Annotated in this window: 17 protein-coding genes; 3 read left to right on the top strand and 14 right to left on the bottom strand. The window is 65.5% G+C overall.

Annotated features, from left to right (window positions below):
* Positions 1-11: 11 nt before the first annotated feature.
* The 9 genes from ACQR03_RS31705 to ACQR03_RS31665 all read right to left on the bottom strand — a co-directional run bounded on the left by ACQR03_RS31705 (position 12) and on the right by ACQR03_RS31665 (position 7,416).
* On the bottom strand, positions 12-464 hold the full coding sequence (locus tag ACQR03_RS31705) for a flagellar protein FlgN (RefSeq protein ID WP_315718457.1): 453 nt from the start codon (positions 462-464) through the stop codon (positions 12-14).
* A 15-nt stretch (positions 465-479) separates the two neighbouring features.
* Positions 480-749 carry a hypothetical protein gene (locus ACQR03_RS31700; RefSeq protein ID WP_315754493.1) on the bottom strand — a complete coding sequence of 90 codons (270 nt, stop codon included), beginning with the start codon at positions 747-749 and terminating at the stop codon, positions 480-482.
* A gap of 2 nt (positions 750-751) precedes the next feature.
* The gene (gene flgE, locus ACQR03_RS31695; RefSeq protein WP_315754495.1) at positions 752-1,990 is read right to left on the bottom strand and encodes a flagellar hook protein FlgE; all 1,239 of its coding nucleotides are present in this window, start codon (positions 1,988-1,990) and stop codon (positions 752-754) included.
* 22 nt (positions 1,991-2,012) lie between these two features.
* Entirely contained in the window at positions 2,013-2,678 is a 666-nt protein-coding gene (locus ACQR03_RS31690; RefSeq protein ID WP_315718454.1) for a flagellar hook assembly protein FlgD, read from the bottom strand.
* Between the two features lie 364 nt (positions 2,679-3,042).
* A complete protein-coding gene (locus ACQR03_RS31685; RefSeq protein ID WP_315754497.1) occupies positions 3,043-3,315 on the bottom strand; it encodes a hypothetical protein in 273 nt (90 codons plus the stop codon).
* 231 nt (positions 3,316-3,546) lie between these two features.
* Positions 3,547-3,972 carry a flagellar export chaperone FliS gene (gene fliS / locus ACQR03_RS31680; protein WP_315754498.1) on the bottom strand — a complete coding sequence of 142 codons (426 nt, stop codon included), beginning with the start codon at positions 3,970-3,972 and terminating at the stop codon, positions 3,547-3,549.
* A complete protein-coding gene (gene fliD / locus ACQR03_RS31675; RefSeq protein WP_315754500.1) occupies positions 3,972-5,687 on the bottom strand; it encodes a flagellar filament capping protein FliD in 1,716 nt (571 codons plus the stop codon). Before fliD ends, fliS begins: the two co-directional genes overlap by 1 nt.
* A 61-nt stretch (positions 5,688-5,748) precedes the next feature.
* Positions 5,749-6,573, bottom strand: a complete 825-nt coding sequence (locus tag ACQR03_RS31670; RefSeq protein WP_315718450.1) for a flagellin — start codon at positions 6,571-6,573, stop codon at positions 5,749-5,751.
* A gap of 138 nt (positions 6,574-6,711) precedes the next feature.
* Positions 6,712-7,416 carry an RNA polymerase sigma factor gene (locus tag ACQR03_RS31665; protein ID WP_315754502.1) on the bottom strand — a complete coding sequence of 235 codons (705 nt, stop codon included), beginning with the start codon at positions 7,414-7,416 and terminating at the stop codon, positions 6,712-6,714.
* Positions 7,417-8,357: 941 nt separating this feature from the next.
* On the opposite strand from ACQR03_RS31665, the gene ACQR03_RS31660 reads away from it, so the two are divergent.
* Together ACQR03_RS31660 and ACQR03_RS31655 are read left to right on the top strand one after the other, a co-directional pair.
* Entirely contained in the window at positions 8,358-9,689 is a 1,332-nt protein-coding gene (locus tag ACQR03_RS31660) for a hypothetical protein (protein ID WP_315754505.1), read from the top strand.
* A gap of 18 nt (positions 9,690-9,707) precedes the next feature.
* On the top strand, positions 9,708-10,433 hold the full coding sequence (locus tag ACQR03_RS31655) for a formyltransferase family protein (RefSeq protein ID WP_315754507.1): 726 nt from the start codon (positions 9,708-9,710) through the stop codon (positions 10,431-10,433).
* Here ACQR03_RS31655 and bluB read toward each other — a convergent pair whose 3' ends face one another.
* Positions 10,434-11,090, bottom strand: coding sequence for a 5,6-dimethylbenzimidazole synthase (bluB, locus tag ACQR03_RS31650; RefSeq protein ID WP_315754509.1), 657 nt, complete (start codon positions 11,088-11,090; stop codon positions 10,434-10,436).
* Positions 11,087-12,427 (bottom strand): cobyrinate a,c-diamide synthase, encoded by a 1,341-nt coding sequence (locus tag ACQR03_RS31645; RefSeq protein WP_316203069.1) that lies wholly within the window; start codon positions 12,425-12,427, stop codon positions 11,087-11,089. The genes bluB and ACQR03_RS31645 overlap by 4 nt, the downstream gene beginning before the upstream one ends.
* Before the next feature lie 47 nt (positions 12,428-12,474).
* On the opposite strand from ACQR03_RS31645, the gene ACQR03_RS31640 reads away from it, so the two are divergent.
* Positions 12,475-13,605: a cobalt-precorrin-5B (C(1))-methyltransferase gene (locus ACQR03_RS31640; RefSeq protein ID WP_316184477.1), complete on the top strand. Its 1,131-nt coding sequence runs from the start codon at positions 12,475-12,477 to the stop codon at positions 13,603-13,605.
* On the opposite strand, the gene cobM is transcribed toward ACQR03_RS31640, so the two are convergent.
* Genes cobM through cbiE form a run of 3 tightly spaced genes read right to left on the bottom strand, consistent with a single transcriptional unit; the run spans position 13,575 to position 15,969 of the window.
* A complete protein-coding gene (gene cobM, locus ACQR03_RS31635; protein ID WP_316184478.1) occupies positions 13,575-14,336 on the bottom strand; it encodes a precorrin-4 C(11)-methyltransferase in 762 nt (253 codons plus the stop codon). The two genes, ACQR03_RS31640 and cobM, sit on opposite strands and share 31 nt — an antisense overlap.
* The gene (locus ACQR03_RS31630; RefSeq protein ID WP_315718442.1) at positions 14,333-14,737 is read right to left on the bottom strand and encodes a cobalamin biosynthesis protein; all 405 of its coding nucleotides are present in this window, start codon (positions 14,735-14,737) and stop codon (positions 14,333-14,335) included. Before ACQR03_RS31630 ends, cobM begins: the two co-directional genes overlap by 4 nt.
* The gene (gene cbiE / locus ACQR03_RS31625; RefSeq protein ID WP_316184480.1) at positions 14,734-15,969 is read right to left on the bottom strand and encodes a precorrin-6y C5,15-methyltransferase (decarboxylating) subunit CbiE; all 1,236 of its coding nucleotides are present in this window, start codon (positions 15,967-15,969) and stop codon (positions 14,734-14,736) included. Before cbiE ends, ACQR03_RS31630 begins: the two co-directional genes overlap by 4 nt.

The raw sequence follows: 15,969 nt of genomic DNA, 5'->3' as shown, positions 1-15,969 counted from the left end.
TTGGCTGGCCATCACGCCCTCACGTTGGTTCCACAGGACGTCGCACGCGCGGTACGACGTCCACCGGCGCCATAGGGCGAGGCATTCGCGATCTGCTCGCGGATCGCCTGCATCACCGCCTCGATGCGACGATTGCTGGCTTCGATCGCAGCCCGCAGCCGAACGAGGTTCTCGTCCATCGCGCCACGAAGGTTGAAGATGTGCTCCATGAGCTGCTCGCGCAGCACACGGTCGCGGACGTCGAGGCTCGCCGTTCGCCTGGCGCATTCGGCGACCCGCTGCTCAAACAGCCCGGCGAGCCGATTCTTGTCGTCGAGCTGCTTGGAACGCGAGGCCGGGAGCCCTTTGGCAAGCTCCGCATTCTCCTCCGACACCACCGCGATGAGTTCGTCGATCAGCGCGATCAAGGTCCGCACTTCATCTTCGCTGGCCGGCCGCTGATCGGCCTGAATTGCGTGTTTCATCCTGTCGCTCCCATCCTACTGTTCACGCTGCGGTCGGCGGCTGATCTGCGCGACACGGGCGTAGGTATTCAGCGCCGTCACCCTCACGGTGGCGACCTTGAGCTCTTCGTCGAGCAGCGCGCATTCACGCAGCAGCTTTCGTCGGACCGTTTCGATATCGTCGATCAAGGCCAGCAGTTGCGCGCGGTCGTCCTTGCCGGCGGTCGCAGCGCGCAGTCTCAGCCGCTGCAGCCTCTTCAGCAGAGCCTCGCCCTCGCCGAGCCGCTCCCTCTTCAGGTCGGCCATGATCACCTCATCGACGAAATCAGCGTGTCGTACATCTTGTTGACGGCCGAGATCACCTGCGATGCCGCCGAATAGGCCTGCTGAGCCGAGATCATGTTGCTGAACTGGCCCGTGGTGTCGGTCGTGCTCGATTCCAGCTCACTGCCGTAGATGGTTCCTGCACCATTCTCGCCGGACGCCTGCAGGGTCGCATTGCCCGACGTCGCCGTCGACGTGTACATGCCGCTGCTATGCGCCACGAGACCATTGGGATCGGCGAAGGTCGCCACCGCGAGCTTGTAGATCGGAACCGTCTGTCCGTTCGAATAGGTCGCCTCGACGAGACCATTCTTGCCGACCGAAATGCTGCTCAGCGTGCCAAACGAGATGCCATCGGAATTGGCGCTGAAGTTGGAGACGCTCGGCGTCGTGCTGCCGGACGACAACTGGGTCAGGCCGTCGGTACCGCCGCCGGTGGTGCCGAAGCTGAGCGCGATCGAGCTCGCCGCGGCGCCGTTGTTCCAGGTGATACCGAGATTGGTCGAGGACACCGTGTTCAGCGAGCCGTCAGAGTTGAAATCGATCGTATAGGTGCCGCTCGTCACGGTGCCGTCCGACGCCGTCGCCGGCGCGAAATCGGCGGTCCATTCGTTCGCCGTCGCCCCCTTGGTCCAGGTGACGTTGAGCGCGTGCGATTGCCCCAGCGAATCGTACACGGTCATCGAGCTGCTGAAGGTGTCTCCGCTCGCGGCATCGGCCGGCAGGTTGGCCGCAAGCGACGTCTTGGTCGTCGCCCCACCATTCGTCAGCGCCACCTTCGTATTGACCGGCTCGAGGCCGTTGCCGACCACGTTGCCGGTTGCATCGGTGCGCCAGCCTTCGAGATAGTAGCCGTCGTTCTCGAGATAGCCGGCATTGTCGGTGGTGAACGCGCCGTTGCGGGTGTAGAAAGTCTCGCCTCCGGCCGAAGTCGAGTTGGTCGCGACGAAGAAACCCGAGCCCTGGATTGCGACGTCGGTCGCGTTGGTGGTGGCGGCCAGCAGCCCCTGCTGCGTGATGTTGGCACGGCCGGAGACCGAGACGCCCCCCGAGGAATAGGCTTTCGAACTGCTCGATGCCGTCACCAGCTGCTCGAACAGGCCGGAGGTGGTCTTGTATCCGGTCGTATCGGCGTTGGAGATGTTGTCGCTGATCATGGCGAGCGACGAACTCTGCGCATTGAGCGCCGAGATCGCCGATGACAGGGCTCCAGAAAGACTCATGATTGTACTCCGGGTAATGCCGTCAGGAGGTGACGCCGATGATGTTGCTGGCGCTGACAGGAACGCCGCCGACGGTGAGCGAGGGCGTGCTGGTCGAGGTGTCGATGCCGGTTACGGTCCCGGTGACCGTCGTGTAGTTGAGGACCGAGGTGCCCGCGGAGTCCGTCGCCGTCACGGAGATCGTGTACTGGCCGCCGTCGCTGAGCTGATTGCCGCTGGAATCGGTGCCGTCCCAGGTGATCGAATTGGCGCCCTTGTTGCCGGTCCCGGTGCCGGTCCAGACCGTGCTTCCGGAGGAATCCTTGATCGAGATCGAAACGTTCGATGCCGCCGACGACAGCGAATAGCCGAACGTCGCCGAGCCGTTCGAGAGAACGGCGGTGTCACTCTTGGCCTCGACGGTGTGACCGATGTAGTTCACCGAATTCAGCGTCACCAGGCTCGAGAACGAGCCGGCCAGCGAGGTCATGCTGCTGTTGAGCGACTGCTGCGAGGTGTAGTTGGCGTAGGACGTCATCTGGTTGATGAAGTCGGTCACGCTGGTCGCATTGAGCGGATCCTGGTTCTGGAGTTCGCTCACCAGGAGCTGAAGAAAGTCGGTCGAGCTGAGTGTCGTACGAGATGTGTCGCTGGATGATGAGGTCGATGAGGTGGTCGCAGTCGACGAACTCGCGGCAGAAACGGTCATGGCAGAACTCCGGCTCGCGCCGCGAACGACGGCGGGACACAGCACGACCACGCGGTCGTGAAGGCGTTTGCTGATCAAACGGCCGGAACGCCGATTCCAGGCGCACAATTAGTCGGTCGAATTAGTTGATCCGACGGCAGAATTTGCCGCCGCGCGGTTGCGCTGAGTGGGCAAAAATCGCCTGGTGCGAGGCTCCGATCTGCATCGGCGCGACGGTTCGCCGTCGCCGCACTCGGGCGCCCGGATTCGCGCGCAAGAGAGCTCGACAGATTGAGCGAGATGACTGATGCGATGGTGTTGCGCTTCCAGCGCCGAAGTCCAACCGGCCAAAGCGTAGCCGCCCAAGCTCGGCCCTGGCTAGGGCTCAGCCAGGCTGGTGGGCGTCGGCCGGGGCGGTTGCCGCTTCCTCTTGGGTCAGGCGATGGGCCGCAGCAAGGATGCGCGACGTCAAGCCCGCGGGTGCACGCGCCGGCGGCGACGACAGCGCCTCACGAACAAGACGTGCCTCGGACAGCAATCGATCGGCTTCGGGAGAGGATGCCAGCAGGTCAGCAGCTGACTGACGCTGCTCCGCTGGCCAGCGCGAGATGTCCTCACCCAGCCTGCCGATCAGATCCTCGAATTCCCTGACGTCCATCGTCCGCCCAATCCAGCGCTTCCAGCTTGGTCATAAAGCATTCAGCCCGCGAACGAAATTGATATCGGCAATTGTGGCGATCGACCGCAACCGGACACGGAAAACTCCGTACTTTTCGGGAGCCGTATGCACGCGAGGCCGCACTGGATACCGAAACGGGAGACAATGCAGCCCGTTTCTGATCCGTTTCCCAAGATTTCCGCGGTGCGGCAGGGGCCTGATTCGCCAAAGCTACCGAGGGTTGGCCGAATCACCGGCCGCTCGCTTTCCCCGGGTTGCCGCCTCGACAGCCTCCCACGCCTCCCGCAGTTCCAGCAGACTTTCAGTGATCCGCTGGAAATTCTCGCGCATGTGAGGTCGACCGTAGGCCCGCAGCGCGGCCACGATCAGGGCGTTGTAGGTTCCGAACAGCTGGTCGGCGACCGGCCCGCCGCGCGTCGGATCGAGGTGAAGGCTCAATCCGCGCAGAATGGCCGTCGCCCGGGTCACATGGGTGTGCCCCTCCTCGAAGCGGCGAGCCTCCTGCGCCTGCAGCGACTTCTGCAAGCTCATCATCGCTCCGTTGAGCAGCATGATGACGGCCCGCAGCGGCGGAACGGCCACCGCAGCGCCGCGATAGGCCTGACTTGCGAATTGCGCCATCGAATTCTGGGTCATCAGTTACTCGAACTCGCGTTGAGAAGGGCTTTCAGATAAGTGAGCGTGTTGTTGGCGCTCTCGATCGCAGCCTGATATTTGGCGTACTGCGCCGTAAGCTGCGTCTGGAACGTGGAGGCCGAGCTCTTGATGTCATCGACCTTGGCCTGCATCGTGTCGTCCTGCGAGGTCAGATTATCGATCAGCGTCTGCAGCGATCCCGTGCTGGATGATGCGGTCTTGGCGATCTGGTAGATCTGGGTCGCGAGCCCCTGTGTGGAGGTCACGGTGATCGATTGCGACGTCGAGCCGGCATAGGTGAAGGCCATCCCGGCATAGATCGTCCCGGAATTGCCCACGATCGTGTTGCCGCTCACCGTGAACAGGGAGCTGTCGCCACCGACGGACGCCGCCGAAAGATTTCCCGACGAATCCACCGTCAGATCAAGGGTGAACGACTGCGGCGACGACCCGGTATTGACCACGCTGAGCTGGCTCGACGAGGTCTTGGTCTGCGCCGACAACAACGTCGTCACGCCGCTCAGATTGGTGCTGAGGATCGTCGACAGCGTGCTGGTATCGAGTTCGAGCTCGTTCTTCTCGTTGAACGACAGGCCAAGGTCGGCCATCGTCGACCCGCCGACCGAGGTTCCGAGCACGGCCTGAAGCGAATTCATGATGTCGCGCATGGTGCCGTCACCGAACAGGACGGAGCTCGAGGACGCCGTCCCGTCTGAATTGGTGGTCTGCTGCGCGATCACGGCATCGCGGAATGCATTGTAGTCGGTAACGAATGTCTGCAATGCCGACGAGATCTGGCTCGTGTCCGTCCCGATCGTGACGGTCAGCGTCGTTCCGGACGGGGTCGCCTGCAGCAGGTCGAAGGTGACGCCACTGAGAACGTCGGTGATGTCGTTGGTATCGCGCGTCAGGCTGATCCCATCGAGCGTGAACTCCGCGGCCTGGGCCGTCTGCAGCACCGTCGCGAAGGCTCCCGAGCTGTCGGTCACCCCGAGCTTGTTGAGGATGTCGTCCCCGGACGAGCTTGCATAGGTGATGTCCGCGGCATCCTGGGTTCCCGTCAGCACCAGCTGATAGGACCCGCTCGATACCTGGACGATCGACGCCTCGACATTGGTCGTGGAGCTCTGGGCGTTGATCGCGTCGACGACATCCTGCAGCGACATGCCGCTGGTGATGGTGATGTCGGCCGTGCTGCCCCCGGACAGGCCGAGCGAGAACGTACCGGAATAGCCGAGTGCCGCGGTCTGGCTCGACTGCGTCGCGCCCGTCACCTTGTGAGCCGTGGCGACCTGGCTGATCGTCAGCGTGTGGCTGCCGGTCGCGGCTCCGTTGCTCACCGACATCGACAGAGCCGATGAGGCGCTGACGTCGCCGGTCGCGCTGATGGTGGCGGCCCGCGTGGCGAAGGCGTTGGTCGCAAGCGAGTTCACCATCGACGTCGCCAGTGACGACAATCCAGATGACAGCGTCTTCAGCGCGGTCTGCAGCGTCTGATACGCCGTGATCTTGGCCTCATTGGCCGTGATCTTGGTCGAGATCTGGGTCGCCTGGGTGAGCTTGGCATTGACGGCGGACTCGATCAGCGCGGTCCAGTCGATCGTGCTCGTCGTGCTCGTGCCCGACGTCGTGAGCGAGCTGCTCGAGCTCGTCGACGATGATGAAGACGACGACGTCGTGCTGCTCGTGCTCGAGGTTGCGCTGCTCACCGTCATCCGTCGTCGTCCTCCAAGGAAAAAGCCGGACCGGCGAGGCGCCGGCCCGGCAGATCACGGCTCAGCCCAGCAGCTTCAGGAGGTACTGCGGGATCTGGTTGGCGGCGGCTTCCGCCGACACCGCGGCCTGGGTCTTCACCTGCGCCGACGACAGCTTCGCCTGCTCGGACGCGATGTCGACGTCCTTGATCGCGGAATTGGCCGATTGCAGGTTCTGCGTCTGCGTGGAGATCGAGTCGGCCGAGAAGTTGAAGCGCGACTCCTGCGCGCCGATGTCGGCGCGGGCCTTCGACACGGTGTCGATCGCGGTGTCGAGAGCGGTCAAGGCTGCGGTCGCGCCGGTCTGGGTGCTGACGTCGAGCGACGAGACGCCGAGCGTGCTCGCGGTGAGATCCGACAGCGTGATGTTGATGGTGTCGGACGCGGACGAGCCGACCAGGACCGAGACGCCCGACGAGAAGGTGCTGGTGCCGTCGAGCAGGCTCTGGCCGCTATAGCGCGTTCCGGTCGCGATCGACGAGATTTCACTGGTGAGCTGCGAGAATTCCGACTGGATGTAGGTGCGGCTGGTTCCGACCGTGGTGCCCGATGCGGACTCGGAGGCCAGCGACTTCATGCGCGCCAGGATGTCGCTGATGTTGGATGCGCCACCATCCGCGGTCTGCAGGATCGACGTCGCCTGCGCCGTGTTGGTCGCGGCCTGCTGCAGCGTGGTGATGTCCGACGAGATGCGCGTCGAAATGGCGAGACCGGCCGCGTCGTCCGAGGCTGACGTGATGCGCGAACCGCTCGACAGCTTGGAGAGCGAGCTCGTCTCCTGGTTGGAGTTGATGTTCAGGTAGCGGACGGCGGAGTTGGCGGCGATGTTGGTGGAAATTGCGGGCACGGTGAGGACTCCTGAGTGATCGGCAAAGCACGCCGCATCGTGGAAGGACTGACGGTGCGGATCGGCCCCGTCTGACCGATCAAACGGAAGCGCCTGCGGGAATCAGGCGGGAATTCTCCCGCGACGGGATTTTTATGGTTAGCAATCCGTGAAGGCGCCGCGAATGTCGCGCTCGTGACGCCGCAGCATGTCGCGCAGATGCTGGCGTCCCCGTTTCAACAGCGACTCCACGGCGGCCACTGTCGTGTCCATCACCTCGGCGATCTCGCCGTTGCTCATGTTCTCGTGATACGACAGGATCACAGCGATCCGTTGCTGTTCCGGAAGCCGCTGCATCGCTCCCTCCAGGAGGTCGCTGAGCTCCGCACGCTCGATGACGCTCACTGCATCCGGCTTGCCGTCCGCAACCTCGGGCACCACATCGACATTCTCGGTCCGCGGCTTGCGCCGGATGTCGATGCAGCGGTTGCTGACGACGCGATAGAGCCAGGTCGAGAATTTGGCGCGGCCGTGCTGCCACCGCCCCCGGTGCGTCCAGACCTTCAACATCGTATCCTGCACGACGTCCTCTGCATCGGCAGCATTGCCGACGATGCGCAACGCAATCGCATAGGCGCGGTCGATGTGGCGCTCGACGAGGAGACGAAATGCGAGCTCCTCTCCAGTGGCCAGCCGGTCGAGCAGATCCTTGTCCTCGTCAAAGATCGCAGCCTCGCCTGGCGGCGCGGAGTCGGGAACGGTGCTGGCCGACTCGCTCGACAGCAGCGTCGCAACGTCCGGCGCCTCCGGCTCCTTCGAAGATACGCCATCGGCCGGGGCCCAGACGTCCAGCGCGTAGCTCATTTCCGAATCTCCAACCCGCAATGCCGACTACGCAGTTCGCAGACGGCTTCCGATCGTTGAACGCTGCGATCGAGAGAAGCAGGCGAAGATTTTTTGTGACTTTTCAGGTAGTTAGATGGAATGTTTTGCCTAGGGACAGGCAAATTCTGCCGCACGCGGATCGAGCGCTCGACGGTCGTTGAGGAGGAAAGGCCGATGTTCGGCATGGCGGGGATTTCATTCCGGAAGACGAATTCAGCAGAAAACGCGAGCTGCAACGCTTACTAACAGCATCCGTGGATGCGTACCGCGCACGCCAAATCCGCGCTCGCGCAAGGTCCGGAATTCTTGCGAAACGATCATCTCGCCCGGCAATTTTTTCCGAATCACCTCGACGAAATTATCTCATTTTTCGACTCTGTCAGTTGCCGCAGACGCGATTTTTGAATCGCGTGACGATTTTTGCGACATGACGCGCCTGATCTGTCGCGTTCGTACGTTGTAGTTGCTGATGACGCGACAAAATGGAGCGAACGACGTGATGCGTCGCGCGCCATCGACACATGCCTGGATGTCCATCGATGTCCATAGCGTCACCGAATGTTGCTGAATGTTTCGATCGATACAGACTCTCCGGAGCGGAGTTGCGTTCAACGTATCAGCGTGAAGCGCGGGATCCGCACAGCGATCGCTTTTGCGCGCCCAATCGCTCACGTCAGTGCTGGTTAACTTGATCAGACCGGACGCGAATGCACGTACTTCCGCTTCTGCAATCACGATGTCGATTCAACCGTTGGGGTTTCGAGCGGCGCGCCCGGCAACATTGCGAAACGAAGTTCGCGTTTTCCGTGTCGAGAGCCTCGTCCTACGCGCATCATCGCAATTCATCAGCGCAAGCACATGCGCGATCGACGCGCCTGATTGGCTGACGTGGTCCGTTTGATTGTGCAGGAGGACCCGGCATGACGCGACAAGACCCGAAGACCATTGACGACGACCCGGTGCAAGCCCTGCGCGCTCTTGGCGTCAAGCTCGGTCAGCAGCAAGGTCGTCGTCTCCAATGGCTGTCGCGGACGTTCGGGCCGCCGATTCACTGCGGCGACCGTCCGTCGCTTGGCCGTGGCCGTACGGTCGTCCTGCTCGACCCGCCAACGGGCGCGGGTGCCGAACTGCTGCATGGCTCGCTGACAACGTATGACGCCGTGGTCATCCCCTTCGGCGAAAATCCTGCGTTCGATTTCCTGAAATCCAAGTTGACCGCGTTCGGTACCGTCGGCACCTCAGCCGACGGTCCGCATGAATTGTGGTGGGGCGGCCGCGACTGGCCTGCTCCGGAGGCGGCACCCGCAACTGCGATGCGTGTCGTGTCCTGCCATCCAACGACGGTCGGCGACCTGCACGTCTATCATCTCAGACGCTCGCTGCAGCGGTTCGGGCTCCCATTCGACATCGAGGCGATCGATCGACGCCCCGGCGAGCGTCTGAGCGCTGCCGACAAGGCCGACTTCATCGCGCGGATGTGGCAGCGTCACCGCGAGCCGCTGTTGTACGTCGAGGCAGACGTGATGTTTCAAGCCGCCCCGGACCTTCCTCATCTGACGGGCTGCGACTTCGCCGTCCATAAGTGGAACGGCTGGGAGATGTCGCCGCGCACCCTCTATTTCGGTCGCTCCAAGGCGGCCGAGACAATGCTGACGACCTGGCGCGAGATCGCCTCGTCATACCCCGATGTCTGGGGCGGCTATCTGATCGACCAGGCCTGGAGTGCGGTAACGTCTCAGATCGCGCTCGACACGGTCTGGCTTCCCCGCAGCTTTCATGCCGTTGCAGGGGAAGCCGGGGTCCGCAACGCGACGATCGTGCACAATCTGAAGCCGACCAAGGCTGATCTTGGTCCCGACCCGGACTTCGCCGAGGTGGCGCGGTCGCCGCGGCGGGCTGGGCGCGTCGGCGCGCTGGAGTCGCTGCTCGTGGTGCGCTCGAGAGTGAAGTCCGACCGGGGCATCACGGTCATCCTGCGCGACGTCGAACGCAGTAGCGCACGCGCAACGGCTGACAGCATCGAGAGGCTGACGAGCGCCTTCGTCGCCGATTGCGGCGGCTTTGGCCGCCTCGAGCTTTCGCTGTGCTCGTGGCCGCCGGAGGTTCGCATCGCGAGGGAGGCCGCTTTGCTGGCCGACAACATGGTGCTCGAGATCATCCCCGGTCAGGAACTGCCGGCCGATCTGTTCGCCGCCACCGCCGCCTCGGAAGCGACGCGCCGGCCCGCCAGCTTCAACGCCCATCGCCACTGACGCCAGCCAGGACAAATCATGTTCGACACCATCATCCTTCTCACCGGCAGCCGCGACCAGCAGCTCGCATTGTCGGAGCTCCTGCGGGCGCACAACCCTGCCCTCGCATTCCGTTTCGCGGTCAGCCTGCAGGACATCGAAGCCATCGAGCGCGACGTGCTCGGCAGATCCCGCCTGCTTGCCTTCACGACCGGCGTCATCGTGCCCGCCGCCATCCTTCAGGCGGTCGGCCACGGCGCCTACAATTTTCATCCGGGCCCGCCGGATTATCCCGGCTGGGCACCGGCCCATTTCGCGATGTACGACGGTGCGACGCGCTTCGGCGCGACGGCCCATGCGATGGAGGCCCGGGTCGACTGCGGCGCGATCGTCGGTGTCGAGACGTTCGACATCCCGCGAGGCGTGGATGTCCGCGGCTTGGAGCAGATGACGTTCGTGCGGCTCGCCTATCTGTTCTGGCGGATGTCGCGCGACCTCGCCTGCCATGCCGGCCGGCTGCCGGCACTCGGCACCGGTTGGAGCGGCGCGAAGAGCACCCGGCAGATGTACGCCGCCATGTGCGACATGCCCGTCGACATCGATCCGGCCGAAATGGCGCGCCGCATCCGCGCCTTTCACGACGATTTCCGCGGCATTCCACTGACCCTCAACCTGCACGGCACACGGTTTCAGCTCATGCGCGCCGCGGACGCTGTCGGCGAGCCGATGACGGTTGACGCACCGGCGCTGGCGCTCGCATCGTGACTAGCGCTTGAGCGGCTTGATCACGGTCTGGTCGAGCCGCGTTTCCCAGCCGTGACGTTCCAACTCGGGATCGTCATGCTCCTCCTGCGGCCAGCCGACGCAGAGATACGCAATTAGGCTCCAGTCGGACGGCAACTCGAGTTCACGACAGACAGCCGCCGGGTCCAGGATCGACACCCAGCCGACGCCGAGACCTTCCGCGCGCGCTGCCAGCCAGAACGTCTGGATCGCGGCCACCACCGAGTAGCGGAGCGTTTCCGGCATCGTGGCGCGGCCGAGACGATGACCGGTGGCAGCGCCCTCGTCGGCACAGACTGCGAGATGGACCGGCGCCTGCGTCAAGCCTTCCAGCTTGAGCCTTGCATAGAGCGCGCGGCGCTCACCATCATAGCCGGCGAGCGCGGCCTGGTTCGCGTGCTGGAAGTTCTCGATGACCGTCGCGCGGCGTTCAGGGCTCTCGACGAGCACGAACCGCCAGGGCTGGCAGAAGCCGACGGATGGCGCATGGGACGCGAGCGCGAGCAACTGTTCGATCAGCTCTGGGGAGACCGGATCGGCGCGGAAACGGCGGACGTCGCGACGCCAGCGCACCAGCTCGGCAAAGCGCTGCCGGAATGTCGCGTCGAACTGCGGAGGGCTTCGGCCTGGCTCGCTCATGCGCCCTCCCCGCTCAGGACGTGCAGGAACGATCCGGTCACCGACCCGCGCCGGGCGCCGCGCTCGGCGACGACGCCGCCCGACGCATCGCGGCACGCGATCAGCGGATCGTCTGCCTCGCTCAGGATGGTTGCATAGTGGAATTCGTGACCGTGAACGACGGCCCCTCTTCCGCCGAGACTGCAGTCGGCCAAGAGCGTCGCTTGACGATAGCCGAGATGCAGACGGCGGCGCGCGAACGACGTTTCCAGCGACAGCAGCCCGGCCATCGCATGCCGGACACCGTGAGCATCCTCGAGTCCTGTCCCCAGCGTCATGTAGCCGCCGCACTCACCGTGGATCGGCACGCCGCGTAACGCCATCGCGCGCAACGCATCGAGGAACGACCGCGCCGAGGCCAACCGTCCCGCGTGCAATTCGGGATAGCCGCCTGGCAGCCAGACCGCGTCGGCTGCGGGATCGGGAGCCTCGTCGTTCAACGGCGAGAACGGAATGGTCTCCGCGGCCTGGGCGCGCCAGTGCCGGAGGAGGTGCGGATAGCTGAACGAGAAGGCGGCATCTGCTGCGAACGCGATGCGCTGTCCGGGCGGTTTGAGGCCGAGGCTGGATGTCTGCGCCGCTAGATCGGGCGCGCGGATCGGGTTCGCGAGAGCGAGCAGCGCGTCGAGATCGACCGATCCGGTCACGCTGGCCGCGAGACGCTCGAGATGGACCTCGATGGCCGTGATCTCCTGGGCCTGGACCAGGCCGAGATGACGTTCCGGCAAGGTCAATTGCGCGTCCCGCGCCAGAGCGCCGAGGACCTTGATTCCGATAGCCGCGAACGCCGGCTCGATGAGCGCTCGGTGGCGCTCGCTCGCGACCCGATTGAGGATCACCCCGGCCACGCGAACATCGTCGCGAAAACGCGCGCAGCCGAGCGCGACGGCGGCGGCCGTCTCGGTCTGCCCACTGACATCGAGAACGAGCACGACTGGCCAGCCGGTCAGGGCTGCGAGATCCGCGGCCGAGCCGCTGCCCGCGCGCCCGGGATGTGACGCACCATCGAACAGGCCCATGACGCCCTCGATGATGGCGATATCGGCGTCGGCGGCAACGCTGCAGGCAAGCCCGAGCAGTTGCCGCGCCGACATCGCCCAGCCGTCGAGATTGTAGCTCGTCCGTCCTGCAGCGGCCGTGTGATAGGCAAGATCGATATAGTCCGGGCCGCATTTGAAGGGTTGCACGCGCGCGCCGCGCCGGCTGAGCGCACGCAAGAGCCCGAGCGTGACCGTCGTCTTGCCGGCGCCGGAACGCGGCGCGGCGACGATGATTCCGTTGGGCGCCACCATGGTCATGGCCGCAACGCCGCCGAGGCATGGCAAAATGTGCTATGCGAACGGACATGAAGGAAACTGCGGATCCGCCGAACCAACCGCTGAAGCGTGGCTGGACGACCGGCAGCTGCGCCACGGCTGCGGCGCGCGCCGCCTACGAGCTGCTGATCACGGGCAACTGTCCTGCCATGGTCGAGATCGCCTTGCCCGGCGGACGTCGCGTCGGCTTTGCGATCGCGATGCATGAGGCCGACGGCACCAAGGCAACCGCGGGCGTGGTCAAGGACGCCGGCGACGATCCTGATGTCACGCACGGTGCGCTGGTCAAAGCGACTTTGCGGCGCGGTGCAGACAATTCCGGCGTGGCGTTCCGCGCCGGCCCCGGCGTCGGCACAGTGACGCGACCGGGATTGCCGCTGCCGCCGGGAGAACCTGCGATCAATCCGGTGCCGCGCGAGATGATCGCGGCGGCGATCAATGAGGCCGCTGCCGCGCTCGGCGCGGCGCGCGATGTGGCCGTCGAGATCTCCATTCCCGGCGGCGAGGAGCTCGCCAGGAAGACGCTGAACCCGCGGCTCGGCATTGTCGGCGGCCTGTCGATCCTCGGCACCACGGGAATCGTGGTGCCGTTCAGTTGTGCTGCCTGGATCCACTCCATCTATCGCGGTATCGACGTCGCGCGCGCGGCTGGCCTGCCGCACATCGCCGGCGCGACGGGAAGCACGTCCGAGAAGGCCGTGCAGCAGCTCCATGGCCTGCCGGAGACGGCGCTGATCGACATGGGCGATTTCGCCGGCGGCATGTTGAAATATCTGCGCCGGCATCCGGTCGCCCGCGTCACCGTGGCCGGCGGCTTCGCCAAGATGACCAAGCTCGGCCAGGGCCTGCTCGACCTGCATTCGCGCGCCGGCGAGGTCGATCTCGGCTGGCTCGCGAACACGCTGCGTGACGCGGGGGCGCCGGCCACGCTGGTCACGAGCGCGCGCACGGCCAACACCGCGCTGCAGGTGCTGCAGGAGGCCGAGCGGGTCGGATTTCCCGCCGGCGAGGCCGTCGCGCTCGCCGCCTGGAAGACGGCGCGGCGTGCGCTGGGCGACAACGACATGGCCCTCGACGTCGCCGTGTTCGACCGTGACGGCCGGCTGGTGGGACAAAGTCAGGGACCGGCTCATTCGCCCCTCCCGCGGAAGCGCCGCTGATAGCCGGTATCGTACAGCGCGCTGTCGCGAAAATCCTCGGCTGCGAGCGCGCGGCCCACGAGGATCAGCGCGGTCCGCTCCACGGCGGAAGCCGCGGCTCGTCCGACGATCGTCGCCAGCGTGCCGGTCAGGACCAACTGATCCGGCCAGCTCGCGCGATAGACGATTGCCACCGGACAGTCGTCACCGTAATGCGGCCGCAGCTCGTCAACGACTTTATCGAGAACGTGGATCGAGAGATGGATGGCGAGCGTGGCGCGCGACTGCGCGAACAGCGAGAGCTGCTCCGTCTCCGGCATGGCCGACGCGCGGCCGGACGTCCGCGTGAGCACCACCGATTGGGCGAGGCCCGGCAAGGTCAGTTCGCGGCCAAGCGCGGCGGCAGCCGCCGCGAACGACGGCACGCCCGGTGTGATCGTGTAGGGGATCCGCAACGCATCGAGGCGCCGCAATTGCTCGCCGAGCGCGCTCCAGATCGAGAGATCGCCGGAATGCAGTCGCGCCACATCTTCGCCCGCGAGCGTGGCGCGCTCGATTTCGGCGACGATCTCGTCGAGCGACATCGGTGCCGTGTCGACGATACGCGCGCCGGGTGGACAATGATCGAGCAGCGCCCGAGGGACCAGCGAGCCCGCATAGAGACACACCGGGCAGCGCGCGATCAGGTCGCGGCCGCGCAAGGTGATCAGGTCCGGCGCGCCTGGACCCGCGCCAACGAAATGCACCGTCATGAGGCAGGCTCCGCAACAATGGCGCCGTCGCCCTCCGCCACCGCGCAGGTCGCTACGGCGTTTGCGACGCGCACGAGGATCAGCCGGGCATTCACGCCGGCGGCAGCGAGCGCCGCCGTCTCGGCAACCGAAGGTACACCCTTCAAGCACCTGACGCGATCGCTCCGCGTGATCGCGCGATCGGCAACAGCCGCCATGTCAGCAGAGGCGATGGCGACGAGCGGACGGCCAAGCCGTTGCGCGGCGCAGATCACGCCAGGCTCACTGGCCTTGTCAGCCGCAGTGGCGAGCACCGCCACGTCTGCGGGCGCGAGGCGCACAAGCGAGAGCGCATGCGCGATGACCGCCTCGATATCTGCGACGTCGGCGGCACGCCGGCAACCAATCCCGAGCGCGATCATGGCTTCGTCACCCGCCACTGCGTGATCGGCATGGCCTGCCGCCAGCCATGCATGCGGCCAACCGGCTCGATGCGCGAAACGGCGATGCGGATCAGTTCACCGCCATGCTGGCCGAACAACGCGCTCAGCCGCGTCTCGCCTTCGAGCGACACCACGTTGGCGACGAGGCGGCCGCCGGGTTTCAGCCGCGACCAGACGGCTTCGAACACCCCCGCTTCCGAAATGCCGCCGCCGATGAAGACCGCATCCGGCGTTTCGAGATCCGCCAGCACCGCTGGCGCGCGCCCCGTCACCAGTGTCAGCTCGGGAGTGCCGAGCGCCAGCGCGTTGCGCATCGCCCGGTCGGCCCGGTCCTGGCGCGCCTCGATGCCGATTGCGCGCAACGAGCCATGACGCAGCAGCCACTCGATTGCCACCGAACCCGAGCCCAGCCCGACGTCCCACAACAGCTCGCCCGGACGCGGCGCCAGGGCCGACAACGTCACGGCGCGGACCTCGCGCTTGGTCAACTGGCCGTCATGCTCGAACAGGTCATCGGCAAGACCGGCGGTCAGCGGGATCACGGGCGCATCAACCTCCGCTTCGACATCGATCGCGATCGTCGTCAGCGGATGAATATCAGAGAGATCGAACGCGTCGGCCGACGCGCTGCGCACCCGTTCGTGCGCGCCGCCGATCGCTTCCAGCACCGTCAGGCGCGAGCGTCCCATGCGGCGTGAGGTCAGCAGCGCGGCGAGCCGTGCGGCAGTGGAACCGTCCCAGGCCAGGGCCAGAATGCGCGCCGCCGGCGCGAGATGGCGGATGATCCCTTCGAGCGGGCGGCCGTGCAGCGTCACCTGCGCCACATCCTGCAGCGGCCAGCCGAGCCGTGCCGCTGCGAGGCTGAAGGCCGAGGGCTGCGGGACGCAAAGCATCTCGGCGGACGCGAAACGCTGCATCAGCTGCTTGCCGACGCCGTAGTTGAAAGGATCGCCGCTTGCGAGAACGACGACGGGCTCTCCCCGTCGCGCCGCGATCTGGTCGAACGCGAGCTTCAGCGGGCTGGGCCACGCCAGCCGTTCCCCCGCAATCAACGGCGCCGCAAGCTCGAGATGGCGCGCGCCGCCGACCACGAGCGCCGCCTGCGCGATGAGACGTCGTGCAGCCGTTGAGAGACCGTCAATACCATCCTCGCCAATCCCGACGATGGACAGCCAGCGCTGCGCGTTGCAAGTTGCGGCCGAGTTCACCAT

Origin of the sequence: Bradyrhizobium sp. HKCCYLS3070 (assembly GCF_051167575.1) — a bacterium.
Lineage (GTDB): Bacteria > Pseudomonadota > Alphaproteobacteria > Rhizobiales > Xanthobacteraceae > Bradyrhizobium.
Note: the sequence above shows the minus strand (reverse complement) of the source record. Positions and strands in the feature narration are given on the sequence as shown.

Bases quoted from the DNA above. Each gene is read 5' to 3' on its own strand.
- bluB (WP_315754509.1), bottom strand. From the start codon at position 11,090: ATGAGCGAGCCAGGCCGAAGCCCTCCGCAGTTCGACGCGACATTCCGG.
- ACQR03_RS31640 (WP_316184477.1), top strand. From the start codon at position 12,475: ATGAAGGAAACTGCGGATCCGCCGAACCAACCGCTGAAGCGTGGCTGG.
- fliS (WP_315754498.1), bottom strand. From the start codon at position 3,972: ATGACCCAGAATTCGATGGCGCAATTCGCAAGTCAGGCCTATCGCGGC.
- flgE (WP_315754495.1), bottom strand. From the start codon at position 1,990: ATGAGTCTTTCTGGAGCCCTGTCATCGGCGATCTCGGCGCTCAATGCG.
- cobM (WP_316184478.1), bottom strand. From the start codon at position 14,336: ATGACGGTGCATTTCGTTGGCGCGGGTCCAGGCGCGCCGGACCTGATC.
- ACQR03_RS31665 (WP_315754502.1), bottom strand. From the start codon at position 7,416: ATGAGCTACGCGCTGGACGTCTGGGCCCCGGCCGATGGCGTATCTTCG.
- fliD (WP_315754500.1), bottom strand. From the start codon at position 5,687: ATGACGGTGAGCAGCGCAACCTCGAGCACGAGCAGCACGACGTCGTCG.
- ACQR03_RS31705 (WP_315718457.1), bottom strand. From the start codon at position 464: ATGAAACACGCAATTCAGGCCGATCAGCGGCCGGCCAGCGAAGATGAA.
- ACQR03_RS31690 (WP_315718454.1), bottom strand. From the start codon at position 2,678: ATGACCGTTTCTGCCGCGAGTTCGTCGACTGCGACCACCTCATCGACC.
- ACQR03_RS31655 (WP_315754507.1), top strand. From the start codon at position 9,708: ATGTTCGACACCATCATCCTTCTCACCGGCAGCCGCGACCAGCAGCTC.
- ACQR03_RS31700 (WP_315754493.1), bottom strand. From the start codon at position 749: ATGGCCGACCTGAAGAGGGAGCGGCTCGGCGAGGGCGAGGCTCTGCTG.
- ACQR03_RS31660 (WP_315754505.1), top strand. From the start codon at position 8,358: ATGACGCGACAAGACCCGAAGACCATTGACGACGACCCGGTGCAAGCC.
- cbiE (WP_316184480.1), bottom strand. From the start codon at position 15,969: ATGGTGAACTCGGCCGCAACTTGCAACGCGCAGCGCTGGCTGTCCATC.
- ACQR03_RS31645 (WP_316203069.1), bottom strand. From the start codon at position 12,427: ATGACCATGGTGGCGCCCAACGGAATCATCGTCGCCGCGCCGCGTTCC.
- ACQR03_RS31685 (WP_315754497.1), bottom strand. From the start codon at position 3,315: ATGGACGTCAGGGAATTCGAGGATCTGATCGGCAGGCTGGGTGAGGAC.
- ACQR03_RS31630 (WP_315718442.1), bottom strand. From the start codon at position 14,737: ATGATCGCGCTCGGGATTGGTTGCCGGCGTGCCGCCGACGTCGCAGAT.